This is a genomic window from Streptomyces sp. R818 (assembly GCF_056172735.1).
Genome location: NZ_JAOCNE010000013.1, coordinates 339,992 through 359,690, shown reverse-complemented (window position 1 = coordinate 359,690; position 19,699 = coordinate 339,992). Strand labels below are relative to the sequence as shown.

Below are 19,699 nucleotides of genomic sequence, written 5' to 3'. Positions count from 1 at the left end.
CCCGCCGCCTCAGCCCACGTGCACGCGCGGCCTGCGCCCCGGGTCCCCTTCCGCCCGGCGCAGCACCTCGCGGGTGACCGGGGCCACCTCGCCGTCGCCGAAGACCAGGAAGCGGAGCAGGTGGCTGACGGGGTGGCCCTCGGTCCAGTTGAAGTAGGCGTGCGGGACCTCACCCGTACGGTCGCGGAGGTTCATCAGGACCGCCGCCACCGTGTTGGGGACGCCGGGGCCGTGCACACGCAGGCGGCGCACCCCGTGTTTCTCGTCGCCGTGCACGGTCAGGTCCTCGGTGAAGTCGGAGGAGTCCTGCACGAACACCTCGAGGAACAGCACCGGGCCGCCCTCGGGAATATGTGTGTCCTCGCGCTGGGCGTACTCCTTGGCGCGGTACGCGGCGGTGCTGTGCTCCTGCGGCTCGTTCGCGATGAGCCGGAGCGGGCCGTGCGCCGCCGCCTCGTCGACGATCCGCGCGGCCGCGTCGTCGAAGGCGACCGCGCCCGCGCGCAGCTCGAAGGCGCGGTGCACGCGCGAGGCGAAGGAGGAGAGCAGGATCGCCACGATGAAGATCGCGGCGATCTTGATGCCGTCGGGGCGCTCCACGACATTTGTGACCAGGGTGTACGCGAAGACGGCGGTGATCGCGCCGAAGCCGAGCGTCGCCCGGCGATGGCCGTGCCGGTGCACGGCGACCGTCGAGGCGAAGGACGCGGACAGCATCAGGACCAGCACACCCGTGGCGTAGGCGCCGGACTGGTCGTCGACGTTCGCGTTGAACCACAGGGTGATGGCGATCGCCGCCGCCATGAAGGTGAGGACCAGGGGGCGCACGGCCCGCGTCCATTCGGGGGCCATGCCGTAGCGCGGCAGGTAGCGCGGGACGAGGTTGAGCAGGCCCGCCATCGCGGAGGCGCCCGCGAACCACAGGATGCAGATGGTCGACACGTCGTAGACCGTGCCGAAACCCTCACCGAGATACGTGTGGGCGAGATAGGCGAGCGCGCGGCCGTTCGCCGAACCGCCCGCCTCGAACTCCTTCTGCGGGATCAGGATCGTCGTCGCGGGGCTCGACAGGAGCAGGAAACCGCTCATGATCAGCGCGGCGGTGGTGAGCAGTTTGCGGGTGTCGCGGACGCGGCCCGCCGGCTTCGCGAACGTGTCCGTCCTGTCGCCCCTGACCTGCGGCATCACCGCCACGCCGGTCTCGAAGCCGGACATGCCGAGCGCCAGTTTCGGGAAGACGAGCAGCGCCACGCCGACCATCACGAACGGGGAGGAGTGCTCGGCCGTCATCGCGTCCCACCAGTTGCCGACCTTCACCGGCGCGGTCAGGACATGGGCGGCGGCCGTCGCGAGCACGACGATGTTCAGGGCCAAGTAGGCGGCCACGAGGACGACCGCCACCCGGATCGCCTCCTGGAAACCCTTCAGGAACACCGCGCCCAGCGCCGCGAGCAGCACGAGTGTGATGTATGTGTTCGCGCCGTCGAACGCCGCGGGCGCGAACGGGTTCTCCACCACGTGTGCCGCCGCGTCCGCCCCGGACAACGTGATGGTGATCATGAAGTCCGTGGCGGCGAAACCCAGGAGCACGAGCACGAACAGCTTCCCCGCCCACCAGGGGAGAAGCCGCTCCAGCATCGCGATGGAGCCCTCGCCGTGCGGCGACTCCTTCGCCACCCGGCGGTAGACCGGCAGCGCGCCGAGGAGGGTGAGCGCGATCAGCACGAGCGTCGCGAGCGGGGACAGGAGGCCGGCCGCGAGGGCCGCGATACCCGGCTGGTAGCCGAGCGTGGAGAAGTAGTCCACACCTGTCAGACACATGACCCGCCACCACGTGTGACCCTCGTGCTCCGCGGGTGCGTGTGCGTGCGGTCCTTGGTGGCGGGCCGTCCGGTCGGTCAGCCCTTCCAGGAGCCAGGCGCGCCAGCGGGGGGTGGGCGGTGCCGGGCGCTCGGTCCGGGTGCCGGTGGTCATGGGGCCATGCTTTCTGTCGGGGGATCTCTTCTGCCGCGGGGGCGGCGACGTGCGAGTATCCATCACATCGTCGCCCGCACACCGGGCAGGGGCGAACCCAGCCGTGACCCGGCCGTACCTGCGCATACGCTGGGGTGATGCAGGACGAGTACCGCACCGTGGCCCATGAGGGCGTGCACGAGACAGAGATCAGCCGCTCCCGGTTCCTGTGCGCGCTCGCGCCCGCCGCGACGGAGGAGGAGGCGCAGGCCTTCGTCGCCCGCGTCCGCAAGGAGCACCCGACGGCCAACCACAACTGCTACGCGTACGTGATCGGCGCCGACGCCTCCGTGCAGAAGGCGAGCGACGACGGCGAGCCGGGCGGGACGGCGGGCGTGCCGATGCTCCAGATGCTCACGCGCCGCGAGATGCGGTACGTCGTCGCGGTCGTCACCCGGTACTTCGGCGGTGTGAAGCTGGGCGCCGGCGGGCTCATCCGGGCGTACGGCGGCGCGGTGGGGGAGGCCCTCGACGCCCTCGGCACGGTGACGCGCCGCCGCTTCCGGCTCGCCACGGTGACCGTCGACCACGCCCGCGCCGGAAAGATGGAGAACGACCTGCGGGCCACGGGCCGCGATGTGCGCGACGTCCGCTACGCGGAGCAGGTGACCCTCGAGATCGGGCTGCCCGAGGGGGACGTCGAGCGGTTCCGGGCGTGGCTGGCCGACGTGAGCGCGGGCACCGCCGGGTTCGAACTGGGCGGAGAGGCGTACGGCTGAGCGCCGGGGGCTTGTCGAGCGTTCAACTCCTGACGAACTGCCCCGCGTGCGGGCCGGGTTGAGTTCCTTTCTTGGCTTCATCTCTTGACGCCTGTGGTGCAGACCTTTAGGTTCCGGTTCGCCACAGCTTCATGCATGCACCCGTTGTTCACCTCCTTGAACGACGGGCACCCCCCAACGGCCTCCCATGAAGGGCTGTGAACCCCCCATGTCCGGATTCACCCGTGCCCGCTCGACCCTCGTACGCGGCGCTCTCGCCACCGCACTCCTCACGGTCTCGGCGAGTGCGCTCGCCGCCACCCCCGCCTCCGCCGCCACCGGCACCATCACCGGCCTCGGCGGCAAGTGCCTCGACGTGGCGGCCGCGAGCTCCGCCAACGGCACCGCCGTCCAGCTCTACGACTGCAACGGCACCGCCGCACAGCAGTGGACCGTCGGCTCCGACGGCACGATCCGCGCGCTCGGCAAGTGCCTTGACGTCACCGGCAATTCGACCGCCGACGGCGCCCGGCTCCAGCTCTGGGACTGCGCCGGGAGCGCCAACCAGAAGTGGACCGTCACCGCCGCCCGCGACCTCGTCGGCCAGCAGTCCGGCAAGTGCGCCGACGTCACCGGCAACACGTCGGCCAACGCCACCCCGGTCCAGATCTGGAGCTGCACCGGCGCCGCCAACCAGAAGTGGACCGCGCCCACCGGCGGCGGCACGGCCCCCGCCGCGCCGATGGCCGTCGCCCCGTACCTCTACAACGGCTGGGGCAGCCCGCCCAACCCGGTCACGGTCATGAACGCGACCGGCGTCAAGTGGTTCACGCTCGCGTTCGTGCTCAGCAACGGCGGCTGCAACCCGCAGTGGGACGGAAGCCGCCCGCTGACCGGCGGCGTCGACCAGCAGACCATCAACACCGTGCGAGCCAATGGCGGCGACGTCATCCCCTCCTTCGGCGGCTACAGCGGCAACAAGCTGGAGTCCTCCTGCACCAGCGCCTCCGCGCTCGCGGGCGCCTACCAGAAGGTGATCGACGCGTACGGCCTCAAGGCCATCGACATCGACCTGGAAGCGGACGCCTACAGCAACCCGACCGTGCAGCAGCGCACCGTCGACGCGCTGAAGACGGTCAAGGCGAACAACCCCGGCATCAAGGTGATCGTCACCATCGGCACCAACACCTCCGGGCCCGACACGAGCCTCATCAACCGGGCCGCCAACTCCGGCCTCACTGTCGACAGTTGGACCATCATGCCGTTCGACTTCGGCGGCGCCGGACAGAACATGGGCACGCTGACGACGCGAGCCGCCGAAGGCCTCAAGAACGCCCTGAAGAACGCGTACGGCTACAGCGACGACCAGGCCTACCGGGACATGGGCATCTCCTCCATGAACGGCATCACCGACGTGGGCGAGACCGTCACCCCCGCCGACTTCCAGACCATCCTGAGCTACGCGCAGCAGCACCACCTCGCGCGCCTCACGTTCTGGTCGGCCAACCGCGACCGGCCCTGCCCGGCCGGTTACCCGAACGACGACACCTGCTCGGGCGTGAGCCAGAGCACCTGGCAGTTCACCGGCATCTTCGCCAAGTACACCGGCTGAGCGGGGAGAATCCTGTGTCCGGATCCGTCATACCGAGAGCGCTGGCCGTCGTCGCGCTCGCCGCCACCGCCGTGACCGGCGTCGAGTTCGCCGCCCAGTACCGGGCGAGCGCCCAGTCCCCGGCGAGCGCCCAGACCGCCGCTGCCGCCGCGCTCCCCACCGGCTACACCACCGTCGTCAACAAGGGCAGCGGCAAGTGTGTCGACGCCCGCGCCGCCGCGAGCAGTGACGGCACCGTCGTGCAGCAGTACGCGTGCAACGGCAGCACCGCCCAGAACTGGCAGCTCGTAGCCACGAGCGGCGGCTACTACCGCATCAGCAGCAACCTCGACGCGAGCAAGGCGTGGGACGTCACCGACGTCTCGGCCGCCGACTCCGCGCCCGTCCAGCTGTGGACGTACTCCAGCGGCACCAACCAGCAGTGGCTGCCGGTCGCCGAGTCCGACGGCTCGTACCACTTCGTCAACCGCAACAGCGGCAAGTGCCTGGACGTCCCCGGCGCCTCCGCCGCCGACAGCGTGCAGCTCGCGCAGTACACCTGCAACGGCACGGCCGCGCAGTCGTTCCGGCTCGGTGGCGGCGGCACAACGAACCCGCCGGGCACCCCGGATCTCGGCCCGAACGTGACCGTGTTCGACCCGTCGATGTCCGCCGGCACCATCCAGTCCAAGCTGGACTCCGTCTTCGCCCAGCAGCAGACCAACCAGTTCGGCTCGGCCCGCCAAGCACTCCTCTTCAAGCCGGGCACGTACAGCGCCGATGCCAATGTCGGCTTCTACACGCAGGTCGCCGGGCTCGGCCTGTCCCCGGACGACGTGACGATCAACGGATCGGTGCACGCCGAGGCCGACTGGTTCCAGGGCAACGCCACGCAGAATTTCTGGCGCGACGCCGAGAACCTGTCGGTCAACCCGACCGGCGGCACCGTCCGCTGGGCCGTCTCGCAGGCCGCCCCCTACCGTCGTATGCACGTACGCGGCAACCTCGCGCTCGACGACGGCGGCTGGTCCAGCGGCGGCTTCATCTCCGACACCAAGGTCGACGGGCAGATCCGGTCCGGCTCCCAGCAGCAGTTCCTCACCCGCAACTCGCAGATGGCGAGCTGGTCCGGGTCCAACTGGAACATGGTCTTCGTCGGCGACCAGGGCGCGCCCGCGCAGTCCTTCCCGACGTACACCACCGTCGCCTCCACGCCGACCGTCCGCGAGAAGCCCTTCCTCTACGTGGACGGCGCGGGCGCCTACAAGGTGTTCGTGCCCGCACTGCGGTCGAACTCAGTCGGCACCACATGGAGCGGCAAAACCCCGGCGGGTACGTCGCTGCCGCTCGACCAGTTCTTCGTGGTCAAGCCGGGCGCGAGTGCCGCCGACATGAACGCGGCTCTCGCCGCGGGCAAGAACCTGCTGGTCACCCCGGGTGTCTACCACCTCAACCAGACGATCAACGTCACACGCCCCGACACCGTCGTGCTCGGCATGGGCCTCGCCACCTTCGTCCCCGACGGCGGGATCACCGCCCTCACCACCGCCGACGTGGACGGCATCCAGCTCGCGGGCCTGCTGATCGACGCGGGCACCACCAACTCCGACACGCTCGTGCGGATCGGTCCGGCCGGCGCCTCCGGAGACCATGCCGCCAACCCCGTCCAGCTCACCGACTTCTTCGTCCGGATCGGCGGCGCCACCAACGGCAGGGCGACGAACTCCGTGATGATCAACAGCCCGGACACGGTCGTCGACCACACCTGGATCTGGCGCGCCGACCACGGCAACGGCGGCACGGTCGGCTGGACCACCAACACCGCCGACACCGGGCTCATCGTCAACGGCGCCGACGTGACGGCGTACGGGCTCTTCGTCGAGCACTTCCAGAAGACCCAGGTCCTGTGGAACGGCAACGGAGGCCGCACCTACTTCTTCCAGAACGAGATGCCCTACGACCCGCCGAACCAGGCCGCCTGGATGAACGGAAGCGGCAAGGGTCACCCCGCCTATAAGGTCGCCGCCTCCGTGACGAGCCACGAGGCGTGGGGGCTCGGCAGCTACTGCTACTTCAGCACGAACCCCGGCGTCGTCGCCGACCGCGCCTTCGAGGTGCCCAACACCTCCGGCGTCCGGTTCCACGACATGGTCACCGTCTCGCTCGGCGGCACCGGCACCATCAGCCACGTCATCAACAACGCGGGAGGGCCCTCCAACTCCAGTACGAACGTCGCGTATCTCACGAACTACCCGTAAACCGTACGGAAGGGATGAATAGGCGATGTTTCGTCACGTAAGACTCACGCTCCTGGCGTTCGCGGCCCTGCTCGGCCTCGCCGCGCCGCCGGCCGCCGCCGCCCAGACAAGCGGCACGGCGGCCCCCTTCAAGGTCCTCGGCCTCTACAGCGGCACCTGGGACGCGGCCCACATCGACTTCGAGAAGGAGGCCAACGCCTGGTTCCCCCAGCAGGGCTCGGCCAACGGCTTCACCTACACCGCCAGCAACGACTGGAACCTCCTCGCCAACGGCGGCGTGGGCGCCTACCAGGTCGTCCTCTTCCTCGACGACCTGCCGCAGACCGCCGCCCAGCGCTCCGGGTTCGAGCAGTACATGCGCGGCGGCGGCGCCTTCATGGGCTTCCACGTCTCCGCGTTCACCACGGACGCGGCGAGCTGGTCCTGGTACCACAACCAGTTCCTCGGCAGCGGGAACTTCCGGTCCAACACCTGGGGGCCGACCTCCGCGACCCTCAAGGTCGAGGACCGCACCCACCCCTCCACCACCGGACTGCCCGCCACGTTCACCTCGTCGGTGAGCGAGTGGTACAGCTGGTCCAACGACCTGCGGCAGAACCCGGACATCAAGATCCTCGCCTCGGTCGACCCCAGCAGCTTCCCGCTGGGCACCGACCCGAACCAGTCCTGGTACAGCGGCTACTACCCGATCCTGTGGACCAACACGAAGTACAAGATGCTCTACGCGAACTTCGGCCACAACGCGATGAACTACGAGACCAACACCCGTACGTCGTCGACGTTCGCCAGCGCGACCCAGAACCGCTTCCTGCTCGACGGCCTGAAGTGGCTCGGCGGTGGCGGGGGCGGCACGACACCGCCGGACGATTCGATCGACGAGACGTCCTGGTACTCCCTGAAGAACGTCGGCAACGGTACGTGTGTCGACGCCCGCGCCGCAGCCACCGCCGACGGGACCGCCGTCCAGCAGTACGCCTGCAACGGCACCCAGGCCCAGCAGTTCCGGCTCGCCCCGACCGACGGCGGCTATCGGCGGATCGGGGTGCGCCCCGCTCCGCAGCAGGTCATCGACGTGACCGACGTCTCCACCGCTGACGGTGCGCCGCTGCAACTGTGGGCGTACGGCGGCGGGCAGAACCAGCAGTGGCTCCCGGTGCAGGAAGCCGCCGGGCGCTACCGCTTCACCGCCCGGCACAGCGGGAAGTGCCTCACGGCACCGGGCGCCGCGACGAACAGCGAGCGGCTCACCCAGCGGGCCTGCGACGGCTCGGCGGCGCAGAGCTTCACGCTGGGCGCCGTCTGACCGGCAGGTGAGCGACATCACGTGCGGGGCACCTGATCAGGGCGTTCCGCACGTGATGTCCGAACCAGCAGATAGCCTCGTGTGCCATGAGGCTGCTGCACACGTCCGACTGGCATCTGGGCCGCGCGTTCCACCGCGTGAACATGCTCGACGCCCAGGCCGCGTTCATCGGCCACCTCGTCACCGTCGCGCGCGAGCGCGAGGTCGACGCGGTGGTCGTGTCGGGCGATGTGTACGACCGCGCGGTCCCGCCGCTCGCCGCCGTCGAGCTGTACGACGACGCGCTGCACCGCCTCGCCGACCTCGGCATCCCCACGGTGATGATCTCCGGGAACCACGACTCGGCCCGCCGCCTCGGCGTCGGCGCGGGGCTCATCGGCCGGGCCGGCATCCATCTCCGTACGGAACCGGGCCGCAGCGGTGAGCCGGTGGTTCTGGCGGACGCCCACGGTGAAGTCGCCTTCTACGGGCTGCCGTACCTCGAACCGGCCCTCGTGAAGGACGAGTTCGGGGTCGCCAAGGCCGGGCACGAGCAGGTGCTCGGCGCCGCGATGGAGCGGGTCCGCGCCGACCTCGCCGCGCGGGCGCCCGGCACCCGCTCCGTCGTCCTCGCGCACGCCTTCGTCACCGGCGGCGCGCCCAGCGACAGCGAGCGGGACATCACGGTCGGCGGTGTCTCGGCGGTCCCGGCCGGGGTCTTCGACGGCGTCGACTACGTCGCGCTCGGGCATCTGCACGGCAGCCAGGTCATCTCCGAGCGCGTGCGCTACTCGGGCTCGCCGCTCCCGTACTCCTTCTCCGAGGCCGATCACCGCAAGAGCATGTGGCTCGTCGACCTGGACGAGGAGGGTGGCGTCGCGGCCGAGCGGATCGGCTGTCCCGTGCCCCGGGCCCTCGCCCGCATCCGTGGCGACCTCGACGACCTCCTCGCCGACCCGGACCTCGCCGCCCACGAGGAGGCCTGGGTCGAGGCGACGCTCACCGACGAGATCCGGCCCGACGACCCGATGGCCCGCCTCACCGAGCGCTTCCCGCACACGCTCAGCCTGCTCTTCGACCCGCGCCGCACCGAGACGCGACCCGACGCCACGTACGCCGAGCGCCTCAAGGGGCGCGACGACCACGAGATCGCGGAGGACTTCGTGCAGCACGTCCGGGGGGCCGGGCCCGACGACGAGGAGCGCGCCGTGCTGCGGGCCGCGTTCGACGCCGTACGCACCGACGACGTGGTGCGCGAGGTCGCCCGGTGAGACTGCACACGCTGCGCGTCACCGCGTTCGGGCCCTTCGGCAAGGCCCAGGAGATCGACTTCGACGCCCTGTCGTCGGCCGGCCTGTTCCTGCTGCACGGCCCGACCGGCGCCGGCAAGACGTCCGTCCTCGACGCGGTCTGCTACGCCCTGTACGGGTCCGTGCCCGGCGCCCGTCAGACAGGCGGCGGCCAGGGGCAGAACCTCCGCAGTGACCACGCCGAGCCGGGTGTCCGCACCGAGGTCGCCCTCGATCTGACCGTCGCCGGACGCCGTCTGGAGCTGACCCGGCAGCCGCCGTTCGCCCGGCCGAAGAAGCGCGGCACCGGGTTCACGACGGAGAAGGCGCAGAGCTGGCTGCGCGAGTACGACGCCGTGACGGGGGAGTGGAAGGACCTCAGCCGCTCCCACCAGGAGATCGGCGAGGAGATCACGCAGCTCCTCGGCATGAGCAAGGACCAGTTCTGCCAGGTCGTGCTCCTGCCGCAGGGCGACTTCGCCCGGTTCCTGCGCGCCGACGCGGAGGCGCGCGGCAAGCTCCTCGGGCGGCTCTTCGACACGCACCGGTTCGCCGCCGTCGAGCAGCGGCTCGCGGACGACCGGCGCGGCGCCCAGCGGCAGGTCGAGGCGGGCGACGCGGAGCTGCTCGCCGACGCGCACCGGATGCAGCAGGCCGCGGGCGGCATCGTCGAACTCCCGCCCGTCGACGCGGCGCCCGGCGATCCCGGACTCGCCGACGCCGTCCTCGCCTGGGCGGCGACGGCGCGCTCCAGCGCCCGCGAACACTTCACGCACACGCATCTGGCGCTGGGCGCGGCCGAGTCGGCGCGCGGGGCGGCTCAGCGCGAACTCGCCGACGCGACCGAGACGGAGCGGCTCCAGCGCCGGCACGCGGAGGCCGGGGCGCGGGCCGCCGCGCTCGCCGAACGTGCGCCCGAGCACCGGGCCGTCGAGGAGCGGATGGAGCGGGCGCGGAAGGCCGAGAAGGTCGCCCCGGCGCTGTCCCTCCGGGAGGCGGCGGAAGGGGAGCACCAAGGCGCGCTGGTACGGGAGGAGCGGGCGCGGCTCGCCCTGCGCGCCGAGCCGCCGGGCGAGGCGTCCTTCGACGCGGCCCCGCCCGAGGCGCTCGCCGAGGCCGCACGGCGTGTCGCCCTGGAGCTGGGCGGACTCGCCTCCGCGCGGCGCGCCGAAAGCAGGCTCGCCGCGCTGGGCCAGGAGCGTACGGCGCTCGACCGCGAGGAGCGCGCCGACACCGAGCTGCTCGACGAGGCCGAGGCCTGGCTCGCCGCGTGGGACACGCGCCGCGCCGCACTCCAGGGCCGGGTCGACGACGCCCAGGAGGCCGCGACCCGCGCCGAGCACTTCGCCGGACAGCTGGAGCCCGCGCGGCAGCAGGCCCGCGCCGCCAGGGAGCGCGACCGGCTCACCGGCCGGGCCGAGGACGCCGCCGCCGTCATGCTGGCGGCCCGCGAGGAGGCCGCCGCCGCGCACGAGCACTGGCTCGGCCTCAAGGAACAGCGTTTGCGCGACGTGGCCGCCGAGCTGGCCGAGGGCCTTGTCGACGGCGCGCCCTGCACCGTCTGCGGGGCGACCGAACACCCCGCGCCGATGCGCAAGTCCGCGCAGCACGTGGACCGCGCGGCGGAGGAGGGCGCGCTGGCCGCCTACCGCGCGGCCGACGCCCGCCGTGGTGACACCGAGCGCGCCCTGGCCTCCGTACGGGAGGAGCTGGCCGCCGCGAAGGCCGCCGCCGGGGACGGTTCGGCGGAGCAACTCGCCCAGACAGTGCGGAACTTGGAGGTGCGACACGCCGAGGCGCGTACCGCCGCGTCCGGGCTGCACGCGGCCCGCGAGACGCTCGCCCGCGCCGAGAGCGAGCGGGGGCGGCGGCTCACCGACCGCCAGGAGGCCGCCACGCGCACCGCGGCCCGTGCGTCCACGCGGGAGGCGCTGGAGCGCGAACAGGGCCTGCTGGAGCGGGAGTTGACCGAGGCGCGCGGCAGTGCGGCGAGTGTCGAGGAGCGCGCGGCCCAGCTGGAGCGGCTCGCGCACCTGCTCACCGAGGCGGCCGACGCGGCCCGCGCCGTCGAGTCCACGGCGACCCGCCTCAAGGACGCGGACGCGCGCCTCGCCGACGCGGCGTTCCGCGCCGGGTTCGACACGCCGCAGGACGCGGCCGCCGCGCTGGTCGACGACGCGGTCCACCGGGAGCTGCAACGCCGCCTGGACGCCTGGCAGTCGGAGCAGGCGGCGGTCCGCGCGATCCTCGCGGAGGAGGAGACCGTCGCGGCCTCGCGCGAGCCCGCCGCCGATGTCCCGGCAGCCCGCGCCGCCGCCGACGCCGCCGACGCGCGCGTCCGGGCGGCGGGCTCCGCGCGGGACGCCGCCGCCCGCCGCTGCGACGAACTCGACCGGCTCTCCCGGCGCGTCGCCACCGAGGCCCGCCGCCTCGGCCCCTTGCGCGCCACGTACAACCGCATCGCCCGGCTCGCCTCCCTCGCGGCCGGCACCTCCGCCGACAACGAGCGCAAGATGCGCCTGGAGTCCTACGTCCTGGCCGCCCGCCTCGAACAGGTCGCGGCGGCGGCGACGGCCCGCCTGCGGCGCATGTCGTCGGGCCGGTACACCCTGGTCCACTCCGACTCCCTCGCCGGACGCGGCCGTTCGGGCCTCGGCCTGCACGTCGTCGACGCGTGGACGGGCCGCGAACGCGACACGGCGACCCTCTCGGGCGGCGAGACCTTCTTCGCCTCCCTCGCCCTCGCGCTCGGCCTCGCGGACGTCGTCACCGACGAGGCGGGCGGCGTCCGCCTCGACACCCTCTTCATCGACGAGGGCTTCGGCAGCCTCGACGACCAGACCCTCGACGAGGTCCTCGACGTCCTGGACTCCCTCCGCGAACGGGACCGCAGCGTAGGAATCGTCAGCCACGTGGGCGACCTGCGCCGCAGGGTGCATGCGCAGCTCGAGGTGGTGAAGGGCCGCTCGGGGTCGGTGGTGCGGCAGCACGGGGTCGAGTGAGCAGCGAGGGTCACTTCCCGATGGCCCGGCGTGGCAATGGTGAGGAGTACACCACGCTCGTCGTCACCGAGCCGAGCGTGCTCAGCTTGCCGGTGAGTTCTTCCAGGTGGGGCATCGAGCGGGCCGCTACCTTGATGACGAAGCAGTCGTCGCCCGTGACGTGGTGGGCCTCCAGGATCTCGGGGGTGACCTCGACCAGGTCGTGGAACGGCTTGTAGTTGCCGTTCGGGTAGCGCAGACGTACGTAGGCGAGGATCGGGAGGCCGAGGCGTTCCGGTACCACGACCGCCGTGTAGCCCGCGATGACCCCGGCCTCCTCCAAGCGGCGCACCCGCTCGGTGACGGCGCTCGCCGACATCGAGACGGCGCGCGCGAGGTCGGCGTAGCTGGCGCGGCCCTCGCGCTGGAGGGCCTCCAGGATGCGCCAGTCGGTGGCGTCCGGGACGTGGGCGGGAACGCCCGGGGAATCGACGGTCATCAAAGAGAACTAGCACGGCGATTCCCGGTGGATCAAGTCGGACGCCGGGGATCGCCCCTTCAGTTCGGGCAGCGGCCGCCATAGGTTTCTGACCAGGAAGAACACACCCCGGACAGAGACGAGCCACCATGACCACGACCCCGGCCACGACCAACCCGGTCCTGCGGGACGCCCCCGCCGCGCCCGCCGCCGCCGTCGCCTACTTCACCGCCCACCTCGCCTTCCACGCCGACGTGTCCGACGTCGCCGCCGCGCTCGCGACAGGCGGCGACCCCGGCTTCGTCCTCGTCGACGTGCGCTCCACCGAGTCCTGGGACCAGGGCCACGTCCCCGGCGCGACGCACCTGCCCGGCGCGCTCATCCCCGAGCAGGCCGGACAGCTCCTGGACCGGTCCGTCCCCGTGGTGACGTACTGCTGGGGCCCGGCCTGCAACGGCGCCTCCCGCGCGGCCCTCGCCCTCGCCCGGCTCGGCTTCCAGGTCAAGGAGATGCTCGGCGGCTTCGAGTACTGGGCCCGCGAAGGCCTCCCGTACGAGACGTGGGAGGGCCCGGCCCGCGGGGACGCCGACCCGCTGACCGTGCCCGTCCACGCGGACGACTGCGGCTGCTGAGCCTCAGACAGGGCTCACAGCTTGGACAGCTCGTCCACCAGGTCGTCCAGGCCCAGCGACCCCTGTGACAGCGCCGCCATGTGCCACGCCTTCGCGTCGAACGCCGCACCGTGCGCGGCCTGCGCGTTGGCCCGCCCGCGCAGCCACGCCCGCTCGCCCAGCTTGTAGCCGATGGCCTGTCCTGGGATGGACAGGTACCGGGTCAGCTCGCTCTCCACGAAGTCCGCGGGGCGGCTGCTGTGGGCGCCGAAGAACTCCTGGGCCAGGGCCGGCGTCCACCGCTCGCCCGGGTGGAACGGGGAGTCCGCCGGGATCTCCAGCTCCAGGTGCATGCCGATGTCGACGATGACCCGGAGCGCGCGCATCATCTGCGCGTCGAGATAGCCGATCCGCGCCTCCGCGTCGGTGAGGAAGCCCAGCTCGTCTATGAGCCGCTCCGCGTACAGCGCCCAGCCCTCGGCGTTGGCGGAGACGCAGCCGAGCGTGGCCTGGTAGCGGGAGAGGTCGTCGGCGACGTGCACCCACTGCGCCAGTTGCAGGTGGTGGCCGGGGACGCCCTCGTGGTACCAGGTGGAGAGCAGGTCGTAGACAGGGAAGCGGGTCGCGCCCATGGTGGGCAGCCACGTACGGCCGGGCCGGGAGAAGTCCACCGAGGGGGCCGTGTAGTAGGGCGCGGCGGCGCTGCCGGGCGGCGCGATGCGGGACTCCACCTTCCGGACCCGCTCGGCGAGTTCGAAGTGGGTGCCGTCGAGCGCCTCGATCGCCTCGTCCATGACGCCCTGGAGCCACGCGCGGACCTCGTCGACGCCCTCGATGTGGCGCCCGTGCTCGTCGAGGTGGGCGAGGGCCACCCACGGCGTCGCGGCGCCGGGCAGGATCTTCTCCGCCTCGGCCCGCATCTCGGCGAGGAGGCGGTGGAACTCGCTCCAGCCGTACGCGTACGCCTCGTCGAGGTCGAGGTCCGCGCCGTTGTAGTAGCGCGACCAGCGGGCGTACCGCTCGCGGCCGACCACGTCGGGGGAGCCCTCGATGGTGGGCGCGTACACGTCGCGCATCCAGTCGCGCAGTCCGAGGGTGGCCGCGTCGGCGGCGCGCGCCGCCGACGTCAGTTCGGCGCGCAGCGCCTCGGGCCCGTCGGCGGCGAACTCCTCGAACCAGCCGCGCTCCGTCCCCGCCCACTCGGTGAGCTGCTCGACGAAGGTCGCGGTGGGGCGCGGCGCGGCGTGCAGTTTGCGCTCCAGGCCGAGTTCGAGCGTCTCGCGGTACCCGGCGAACGCCGCCGGCACCGCCCGCAGCCGCTCCGCGACGACCGCCCAGTCCGCGTCGGTCGAGGTGGGCGTGACGGTGAAGACCTCGCGCACGCCGTGCACGGGCGAGCCGAGGTTGCTGACGGCGCGCAGCGGCTCCTCCGCGTCGTGCACGGCGAGTTCGGCGGTCAGCCGCTCGCGCAGGAGCCGCGCGCACCGCCGCTCCACGTCGCTGTCGGCGCCGGGTGCGCGCTCGGCCTCGTCGAGCAGGGCGAGGGTCTCGCGGGCCAGCCGGGCCACGGCCTCGCCGCCCGCCGGGGAGAGGTCGGGCAGCCGGCCGTGGGACGCGGCGTCGCCGAGGTAGGTGCCCTCGACGGGGTCGAGGAGCACGTAGGCGTCGACGTACGCGTCGGCGACCTGCCGGGGCAGCGAGGGGCGGGTGTGCTGGTCGTTCGGGGTGGCTGGCATGCGTACATCCTTCTACGTGTCGGGGTCAGGGACTCAGGGGGCGGCGGCGTTCCCGGGCGGCAGCAGCGGCCCGCACTCCCACTGCTGGAAGATGAGCCGGGTCTCGACACGGGCCACCTCGCGCCGTGCCGTGAACTCGTCGAGGACGAGCCGCTGCAGATCGGCCATGTCCCGCACGGCGACGTGCACCAGGTAGTCGTCGGGGCCGGTCAGATGGAACACCGTACGGGCTTCGGGCAGCGCCCGGATCCGCTCCACGAACGGGCCGACCAGTTCCCTGCGGTGCGGCCGCACCTGAACCGAGAGAAGGGCTTGCAGGCCGCGTCCCAGTTTGGCCGGATCGAGGCGCAGGACGTGCCCGAGGACGACGCCCGAGCGGCGCAGCCGGGTCACCCGGTCCAGACAGGTCGAGGGCGCGACCCCGACCTGCGCGGCGAGGTCGCGGTAGGTGGTGCGGGCATCGTTCTGAAGGAGGCGCAGGATCTCCAGGTCGACCGGATCGAGTACGACGGAATCGGTCATCGGCCGAACGTAGCACGGCAGTTGTCGCCCGTGCCCCGCCCGCTGTTCAGTCTGTGCGCATGGACGACACGCGCTTGGACGACATCCTCCGCCCACGGGCCCTCGCCACCGAGGCGGTGCACGCCGGACGCGAGGACCTCGCCGCCCTCGGCCTGCACGCCGCGCCCATCGACCTGTCCACCACGTACCCGTCGGCCGACAGCCGCGCCGAGGCCGCCCGCGTCGACCTGTTCGCCGCGCACGGCGTCGTCGACGACGGGCCGCCGGTCTACGGCCGCCTCGGCAACCCGACCGTCGCCCGCTTCGAGACGGCCCTCGCCCGCCTGGAGGGGACGGACACCGCGGTCGCGTTCGCCAGCGGCATGGCGGCGCTGACCGCCGTCCTCCTCGTCCGGATCGCGGCGGGCCTGCGCCATGTCGTCGCGGTCCGTCCGCTCTACGGGTGCAGCGACCACCTGCTCACGGCGGGCGCCCTCGGTTCGGAGGTGACCTGGACCGACCCGGCGGGCGTCGCGGACGCGATCCGGCCCGACACCGGTCTGGTGATGGTGGAGTCCCCGGCCAACCCGACCCTCGCCGAGGTGGATCTGCGGGCCCTGGTCCACGCCTGCGGCTCGGTGCCGCTGCTCGTCGACAACACCTTCGCGACGCCCGTGCTGCAACGGCCGCTGGAGAGCGGCGCGCGGCTCGTGCTGCACAGCGCCACCAAGTACCTCGGCGGGCACGGGGACGTCCTCGGCGGCGTGGTCGCCTGCGACGAGCTGTTCGCGCGGGATCTGCGCAAGGTGCGGTTCGCGACCGGCGGCGTCCTGCACCCGCTCGCCGGTTACCTGCTGCTCCGCGGCCTAGCGACGCTGCCGGTCCGGGTCCGCGCGGCCTCCGCGACCGCCGCCGAACTGGCCCGGCGCCTGGCCGCCGACCCGCGCGTCACCCGCGTCCACTACCCCCGGATCGGCGGTGCCATGATCGCCTTCGAGGTCGCGGGCGACCCGCACGCGGTGATCGCCGGTGTCGGCCTCGTCACGCCCGCGGTGAGCCTCGGCAGCGTCGACTCGCTCATCCAGCACCCGGCCTCGATCAGCCACCGCGTCGTCGACGCGGACGACCGCAGAGCGGCGGGCGTCGACGACAGGCTGCTGCGGCTCTCGGTCGGCCTGGAGGACGTCGAGGACCTGTGGGCCGACCTGGACCAGGCCCTCGGCGCGCGCTCACCGGGCGGTCACCTCAGTGCTGTTCGGCCTCTTCGTACGGCGCTGGGGACGCCGCCGCCGTCGCGGCGAGCTGCGCGGTGATCACCAGCGTGCCCTCCTCGATCTGGTAGTCGAGCGGCAGGCCGAGGCCGCGCATCGCGGCGACCATGCCGGTGTTGGACGCCTGCGTGACCGCGTACACGCTCCGGCAGTCCGCCTCGCCCGCGAGCGCGACCAGGCAGCGCAGGAGCTGGGCGCCGATGCCCCGGCGCTGCCAGTCGTCCTCCACGAGCAGCGCGATCTCGGTCTCGTCCCCGTCCCACAGGAGGTGGCCGAGGGCGACGACGCGCCCGGAGGCGGTCCGCGCGGCGAGGGTGCGGCCGTAGCGGGGGCTGAGCAGGTGGTCGAGGTAGCGGTCCGCGTCGCCGACGGGGCCGTGGTAGCGCTTGCTCAGCGTCTGCGGCGAGCACCGCTCGTGCATCGCCTTCGCGGCGGCCAGATCGGTGACGTCGGCGCGGTGCAGCGTGATGTCGTTGCCCTCGGGCAGGGTGAGGACGTCCGTGCCGCGCGGCACCCGAGGGCCGAGCCGCGCGTCGAGGTCGACGAGGGCGCGGGCCCGGGCGAACTCGGTCGGCGTGAACGGCAGGTAAGGGCGCTCCACGGTGAGGGTCCCGCCCTCCGGGGTCCGCAGCCGCATCACGGTCTCCTCGAAGCCGCCCTCGGCCGGTTCCGCGGCACCGGCCGCCGCCGGGGCGGGCTGCGACTTGATTGTGCACCGGCCCAGCAACTGGCGGAGCGCGAGCGGCAGTTCGGCGGCGTCCAGGGCGGTGCGGGTGGCGAGGCCCAGGATGCGGGTGGGGGCGTCCACCAGGTCGTGGGCGTCGGCGCGCTCGATCCAGGTACCGGTGCCGCCGGCCTCCTCGGCGGCCCGGGTCAGTTCGGCGGCGGGCAGCTCCTGCGGGGCGCGGAGCAGGAACTCGTCCATGGTGCCGTCGGCGAGCGGGTGCGTCTGGAGGCTGAGGATGTCGACGCGGCGCTCGGCGAGGGACGTGCACAGCGCGGCGAGGGTGCCGGGCTCGTCGCGCACGGTGGTCCGCATACGCCACAAGGCGCTGGGGACCGGATCGGTGGGGGCGCCCGTCGTCGCGGGCTCGCTCACGGGATCGGCCGGAGGCGCGTGCCCCTGGCGGCGTGACCACCATTGGGTGGCCCGCTCCAGCAGAGTGCCGCGCCTCCGGGGGGAGCGCTCGTGGCGGCCGTCGTTCGTCACTCGGGTCACATCAGACATGTCTCGACTCATGAGTCCACTGTGAAGGAACGGTGTTGCGTGGCCGCGAACGGTCTGTGACCGATGGGTAAAGAGCGCCCTCGTATGCCCGGTTTGAGCCGCCGGGAGAGGTCACTGTCCGACGCGGCCCGGCTGAAGCGTCCGCGAGAACAACACCTCGCCGCCCTCCTGCCGCAACCGCACGGTCAACTCCCCGCTGCCGCCGTCGATGTCCACCTCGCCGAAGTACGGGGGTGTCTCGGCCGGTGAGGTGTTGGCGCGGGCGGGTGCCTTGATGAACACCTGCCGCGGCCCGAACGTCCCGTCGAGCTTCGCCGCCGGGTAGCCGCCAGCGGCCAGCGGCCCCGAGACGAACTCCCAGAACGGCGCGAAGTCCTGGAACGCGGCCCGCTCGGGCTCGTAGTGCTGCGCCGAGGTGTAGTGGACGTCGGCCGTGAGCCACAGGGTGCCCGTGATCCTCTGGTGCTTGATGTGCCGCAGCAGCTCGGCGATCTGCAGCTCCCGGCCGAGCGGCGCGCCCGGGTCGCCCTGCGCCACACCCTCGAAGTTCACCGCCCCGTCCGCCACGACGAGGCCGAGCGGCATGTCGGAGGCGATGACCTTCCACACCGCACGGGACCGCGACAACTCGCGCTTCAGCCACGCCAGTTGTCCGGCTCCGAGGATGCCGGTGGTGTCGTCGGGCTGCCGGTTCGGCGAGTTGGCGTTGCGGTACGTGCGCATGTCCAGGACGAACACGTCGAGCAGCGGGCCCTGCCGCAGGACCCGGTACACCCGGCCGTCCGCGTCGCCCGGCGGCAGTGTCGAGACCGGGAAGTACTCGCTGAACGCGCGCAGCGACCGGGCCGCCAGCACGTCCGTGTGCTTCTCCGTGTAGCGGGCGTCGTCCAGGATCTGGCCCGGGTACCAGTTGTTGTGCACCTCGTGGTCGTCCCACTGGGTGATGGTAGGGACCTGGGCGTTGAACCGGCGGGCGTTGGCGTCGAGCAGGTTGTAGCGGAAGTTGCCGCGGAACTCCGCGAGACTCTCGGCGACCTTGGACTTCTCCTCGGTCGTCACATTGCGCCAGACACTCCCGTCGGGCAGCGCCACGCTCGACTGGATCGGCCCGTCGGCGTAGATGTTGTCGCCGCTGCACAGGAAGAAGTCGGGGTCCAGGGCGCGCAGGTCCTCGTAGACGCGGTAGCCGCCCCGGTCGGGGTTGATGCCCCAGCCCTGGCCCGCGATGTCCCCCGACCACAGGAACCGGACCCCGCCCTTGCGCCCCACGCGCGCGGTGCGGAACGTCCCCGGCACCGGGGCGCTCGTGCGGCGCGGATCGTCCGGGTCGGCGAGGAGCACCCGGTAGTGGATCTGCTCACCGGACGGCAGCCCGCGCAGCCTGGTCGTGCCGGTGAAGTCGGTGTCCGGGCCGAGGAGCGGGCCGCGCCATCTGGTGACCCGCTTGAACGACTCGGTTGCCGACGTCTCCACGATCATCCGCGCGGGCCGGTCCGAGCGCACCCACACGAGCCCCGAGTGCGCACCGACGTCACCGGTCTGCACGCCCCAGTCCGCCCGGGGCCGCCCCGACAGGGCGAACGCGGGGGCCGCCGCGCCGAGGCCCGCGGGCAGGGCGAGCGCCGCCGACGCGGCGAGCGAACCCCGCAGCACTCCGCGGCGGCCGGGCAGGGGGTTCGGCGGACGGTGCGACATGGCGCCTCCAGTGACGGGTGCGACGACAACCTCGGGGTCAGGGTCCTACGACGACGCTCTACTGCCT

At 72.5% G+C, this 19,699-nt stretch carries 14 protein-coding genes; 8 read left to right on the top strand and 6 right to left on the bottom strand.

Going from position 1 to position 19,699, the window contains the following annotated elements:
* Positions 1–9 precede the first annotated feature (9 nt).
* A complete protein-coding gene (locus N5I75_RS31055) occupies positions 10–1,974 on the bottom strand; it encodes an APC family permease (RefSeq protein ID WP_476682941.1) in 1,965 nt (654 codons plus the stop codon).
* A gap of 137 nt (positions 1,975–2,111) precedes the next feature.
* Between N5I75_RS31055 and N5I75_RS31050 the strand changes: the two genes are divergently transcribed.
* The 6 genes from N5I75_RS31050 (at position 2,112) to N5I75_RS31025 (ending at position 12,133) form a co-directional block, all read left to right on the top strand.
* Positions 2,112–2,732, top strand: coding sequence for a YigZ family protein (locus N5I75_RS31050; protein ID WP_476682939.1), 621 nt, complete (start codon positions 2,112–2,114; stop codon positions 2,730–2,732).
* A gap of 208 nt (positions 2,733–2,940) precedes the next feature.
* Positions 2,941–4,323: a lectin gene (locus N5I75_RS31045; protein WP_476682937.1), complete on the top strand. Its 1,383-nt coding sequence runs from the start codon at positions 2,941–2,943 to the stop codon at positions 4,321–4,323.
* Positions 4,324–4,337: 14 nt separating this feature from the next.
* The gene (locus N5I75_RS31040; protein ID WP_476682935.1) at positions 4,338–6,560 is read left to right on the top strand and encodes an RICIN domain-containing protein; all 2,223 of its coding nucleotides are present in this window, start codon (positions 4,338–4,340) and stop codon (positions 6,558–6,560) included.
* Positions 6,561–6,585: 25 nt separating this feature from the next.
* The gene (locus N5I75_RS31035) at positions 6,586–7,863 is read left to right on the top strand and encodes a ThuA domain-containing protein (protein ID WP_476682933.1); all 1,278 of its coding nucleotides are present in this window, start codon (positions 6,586–6,588) and stop codon (positions 7,861–7,863) included.
* A gap of 86 nt (positions 7,864–7,949) precedes the next feature.
* Positions 7,950–9,113, top strand: coding sequence for an exonuclease SbcCD subunit D (locus N5I75_RS31030; RefSeq protein WP_476682931.1), 1,164 nt, complete (start codon positions 7,950–7,952; stop codon positions 9,111–9,113).
* On the top strand, positions 9,110–12,133 hold the full coding sequence (locus N5I75_RS31025; RefSeq protein WP_476682929.1) for an AAA family ATPase: 3,024 nt from the start codon (positions 9,110–9,112) through the stop codon (positions 12,131–12,133). The genes N5I75_RS31030 and N5I75_RS31025 overlap by 4 nt, the downstream gene beginning before the upstream one ends.
* 10 nt (positions 12,134–12,143) lie before the next feature.
* Here the strand turns inward: N5I75_RS31025 and N5I75_RS31020 are convergent, their stop codons facing one another.
* On the bottom strand, positions 12,144–12,611 hold the full coding sequence (locus tag N5I75_RS31020; RefSeq protein ID WP_476682927.1) for an Lrp/AsnC family transcriptional regulator: 468 nt from the start codon (positions 12,609–12,611) through the stop codon (positions 12,144–12,146).
* Positions 12,612–12,739: 128 nt separating this feature from the next.
* Here N5I75_RS31020 and N5I75_RS31015 point away from each other — a divergent pair, with 128 nt between their 5' ends.
* Entirely contained in the window at positions 12,740–13,222 is a 483-nt protein-coding gene (locus N5I75_RS31015; RefSeq protein ID WP_476682925.1) for a rhodanese-like domain-containing protein, read from the top strand.
* 14 nt (positions 13,223–13,236) lie between these two features.
* Here the strand turns inward: N5I75_RS31015 and N5I75_RS31010 are convergent, their stop codons facing one another.
* Together N5I75_RS31010 and N5I75_RS31005 are read right to left on the bottom strand one after the other, a co-directional pair.
* Positions 13,237–14,937: a DUF885 domain-containing protein gene (locus tag N5I75_RS31010; RefSeq protein WP_476682923.1), complete on the bottom strand. Its 1,701-nt coding sequence runs from the start codon at positions 14,935–14,937 to the stop codon at positions 13,237–13,239.
* 33 nt (positions 14,938–14,970) lie between these two features.
* Entirely contained in the window at positions 14,971–15,459 is a 489-nt protein-coding gene (locus N5I75_RS31005) for an Lrp/AsnC family transcriptional regulator (RefSeq protein WP_476682921.1), read from the bottom strand.
* A 59-nt stretch (positions 15,460–15,518) separates the two neighbouring features.
* Between N5I75_RS31005 and N5I75_RS31000 the strand changes: the two genes are divergently transcribed.
* Positions 15,519–16,751, top strand: a complete 1,233-nt coding sequence (locus N5I75_RS31000) for a trans-sulfuration enzyme family protein (RefSeq protein WP_476682919.1) — start codon at positions 15,519–15,521, stop codon at positions 16,749–16,751.
* On the opposite strand, the gene N5I75_RS30995 is transcribed toward N5I75_RS31000, so the two are convergent.
* Both N5I75_RS30995 and N5I75_RS30990 read right to left on the bottom strand, forming a co-directional pair.
* Positions 16,684–17,949 carry a GNAT family N-acetyltransferase gene (locus N5I75_RS30995; RefSeq protein WP_476682917.1) on the bottom strand — a complete coding sequence of 422 codons (1,266 nt, stop codon included), beginning with the start codon at positions 17,947–17,949 and terminating at the stop codon, positions 16,684–16,686. The two genes, N5I75_RS31000 and N5I75_RS30995, sit on opposite strands and share 68 nt — an antisense overlap.
* A 99-nt stretch (positions 17,950–18,048) precedes the next feature.
* Positions 18,049–19,632, bottom strand: coding sequence for an alkaline phosphatase D family protein (locus N5I75_RS30990; RefSeq protein ID WP_476682915.1), 1,584 nt, complete (start codon positions 19,630–19,632; stop codon positions 18,049–18,051).
* Positions 19,633–19,699: the final 67 nt, after the last annotated feature.

Coding starts and splice junctions, on each gene's coding strand:
- N5I75_RS31020 (WP_476682927.1), bottom strand. CDS start 12,611: ATGACCGTCGATTCCCCGGGCGTTCCCGCCCACGTCCCGGACGCCACC.
- N5I75_RS31015 (WP_476682925.1), top strand. CDS start 12,740: ATGACCACGACCCCGGCCACGACCAACCCGGTCCTGCGGGACGCCCCC.
- N5I75_RS31010 (WP_476682923.1), bottom strand. CDS start 14,937: ATGCCAGCCACCCCGAACGACCAGCACACCCGCCCCTCGCTGCCCCGG.
- N5I75_RS31055 (WP_476682941.1), bottom strand. CDS start 1,974: ATGACCACCGGCACCCGGACCGAGCGCCCGGCACCGCCCACCCCCCGC.
- N5I75_RS31000 (WP_476682919.1), top strand. CDS start 15,519: ATGGACGACACGCGCTTGGACGACATCCTCCGCCCACGGGCCCTCGCC.
- N5I75_RS30990 (WP_476682915.1), bottom strand. CDS start 19,632: ATGTCGCACCGTCCGCCGAACCCCCTGCCCGGCCGCCGCGGAGTGCTG.
- N5I75_RS30995 (WP_476682917.1), bottom strand. CDS start 17,949: ATGAGTCGAGACATGTCTGATGTGACCCGAGTGACGAACGACGGCCGC.
- N5I75_RS31005 (WP_476682921.1), bottom strand. CDS start 15,459: ATGACCGATTCCGTCGTACTCGATCCGGTCGACCTGGAGATCCTGCGC.
- N5I75_RS31035 (WP_476682933.1), top strand. CDS start 6,586: ATGTTTCGTCACGTAAGACTCACGCTCCTGGCGTTCGCGGCCCTGCTC.
- N5I75_RS31050 (WP_476682939.1), top strand. CDS start 2,112: ATGCAGGACGAGTACCGCACCGTGGCCCATGAGGGCGTGCACGAGACA.
- N5I75_RS31030 (WP_476682931.1), top strand. CDS start 7,950: ATGAGGCTGCTGCACACGTCCGACTGGCATCTGGGCCGCGCGTTCCAC.
- N5I75_RS31045 (WP_476682937.1), top strand. CDS start 2,941: ATGTCCGGATTCACCCGTGCCCGCTCGACCCTCGTACGCGGCGCTCTC.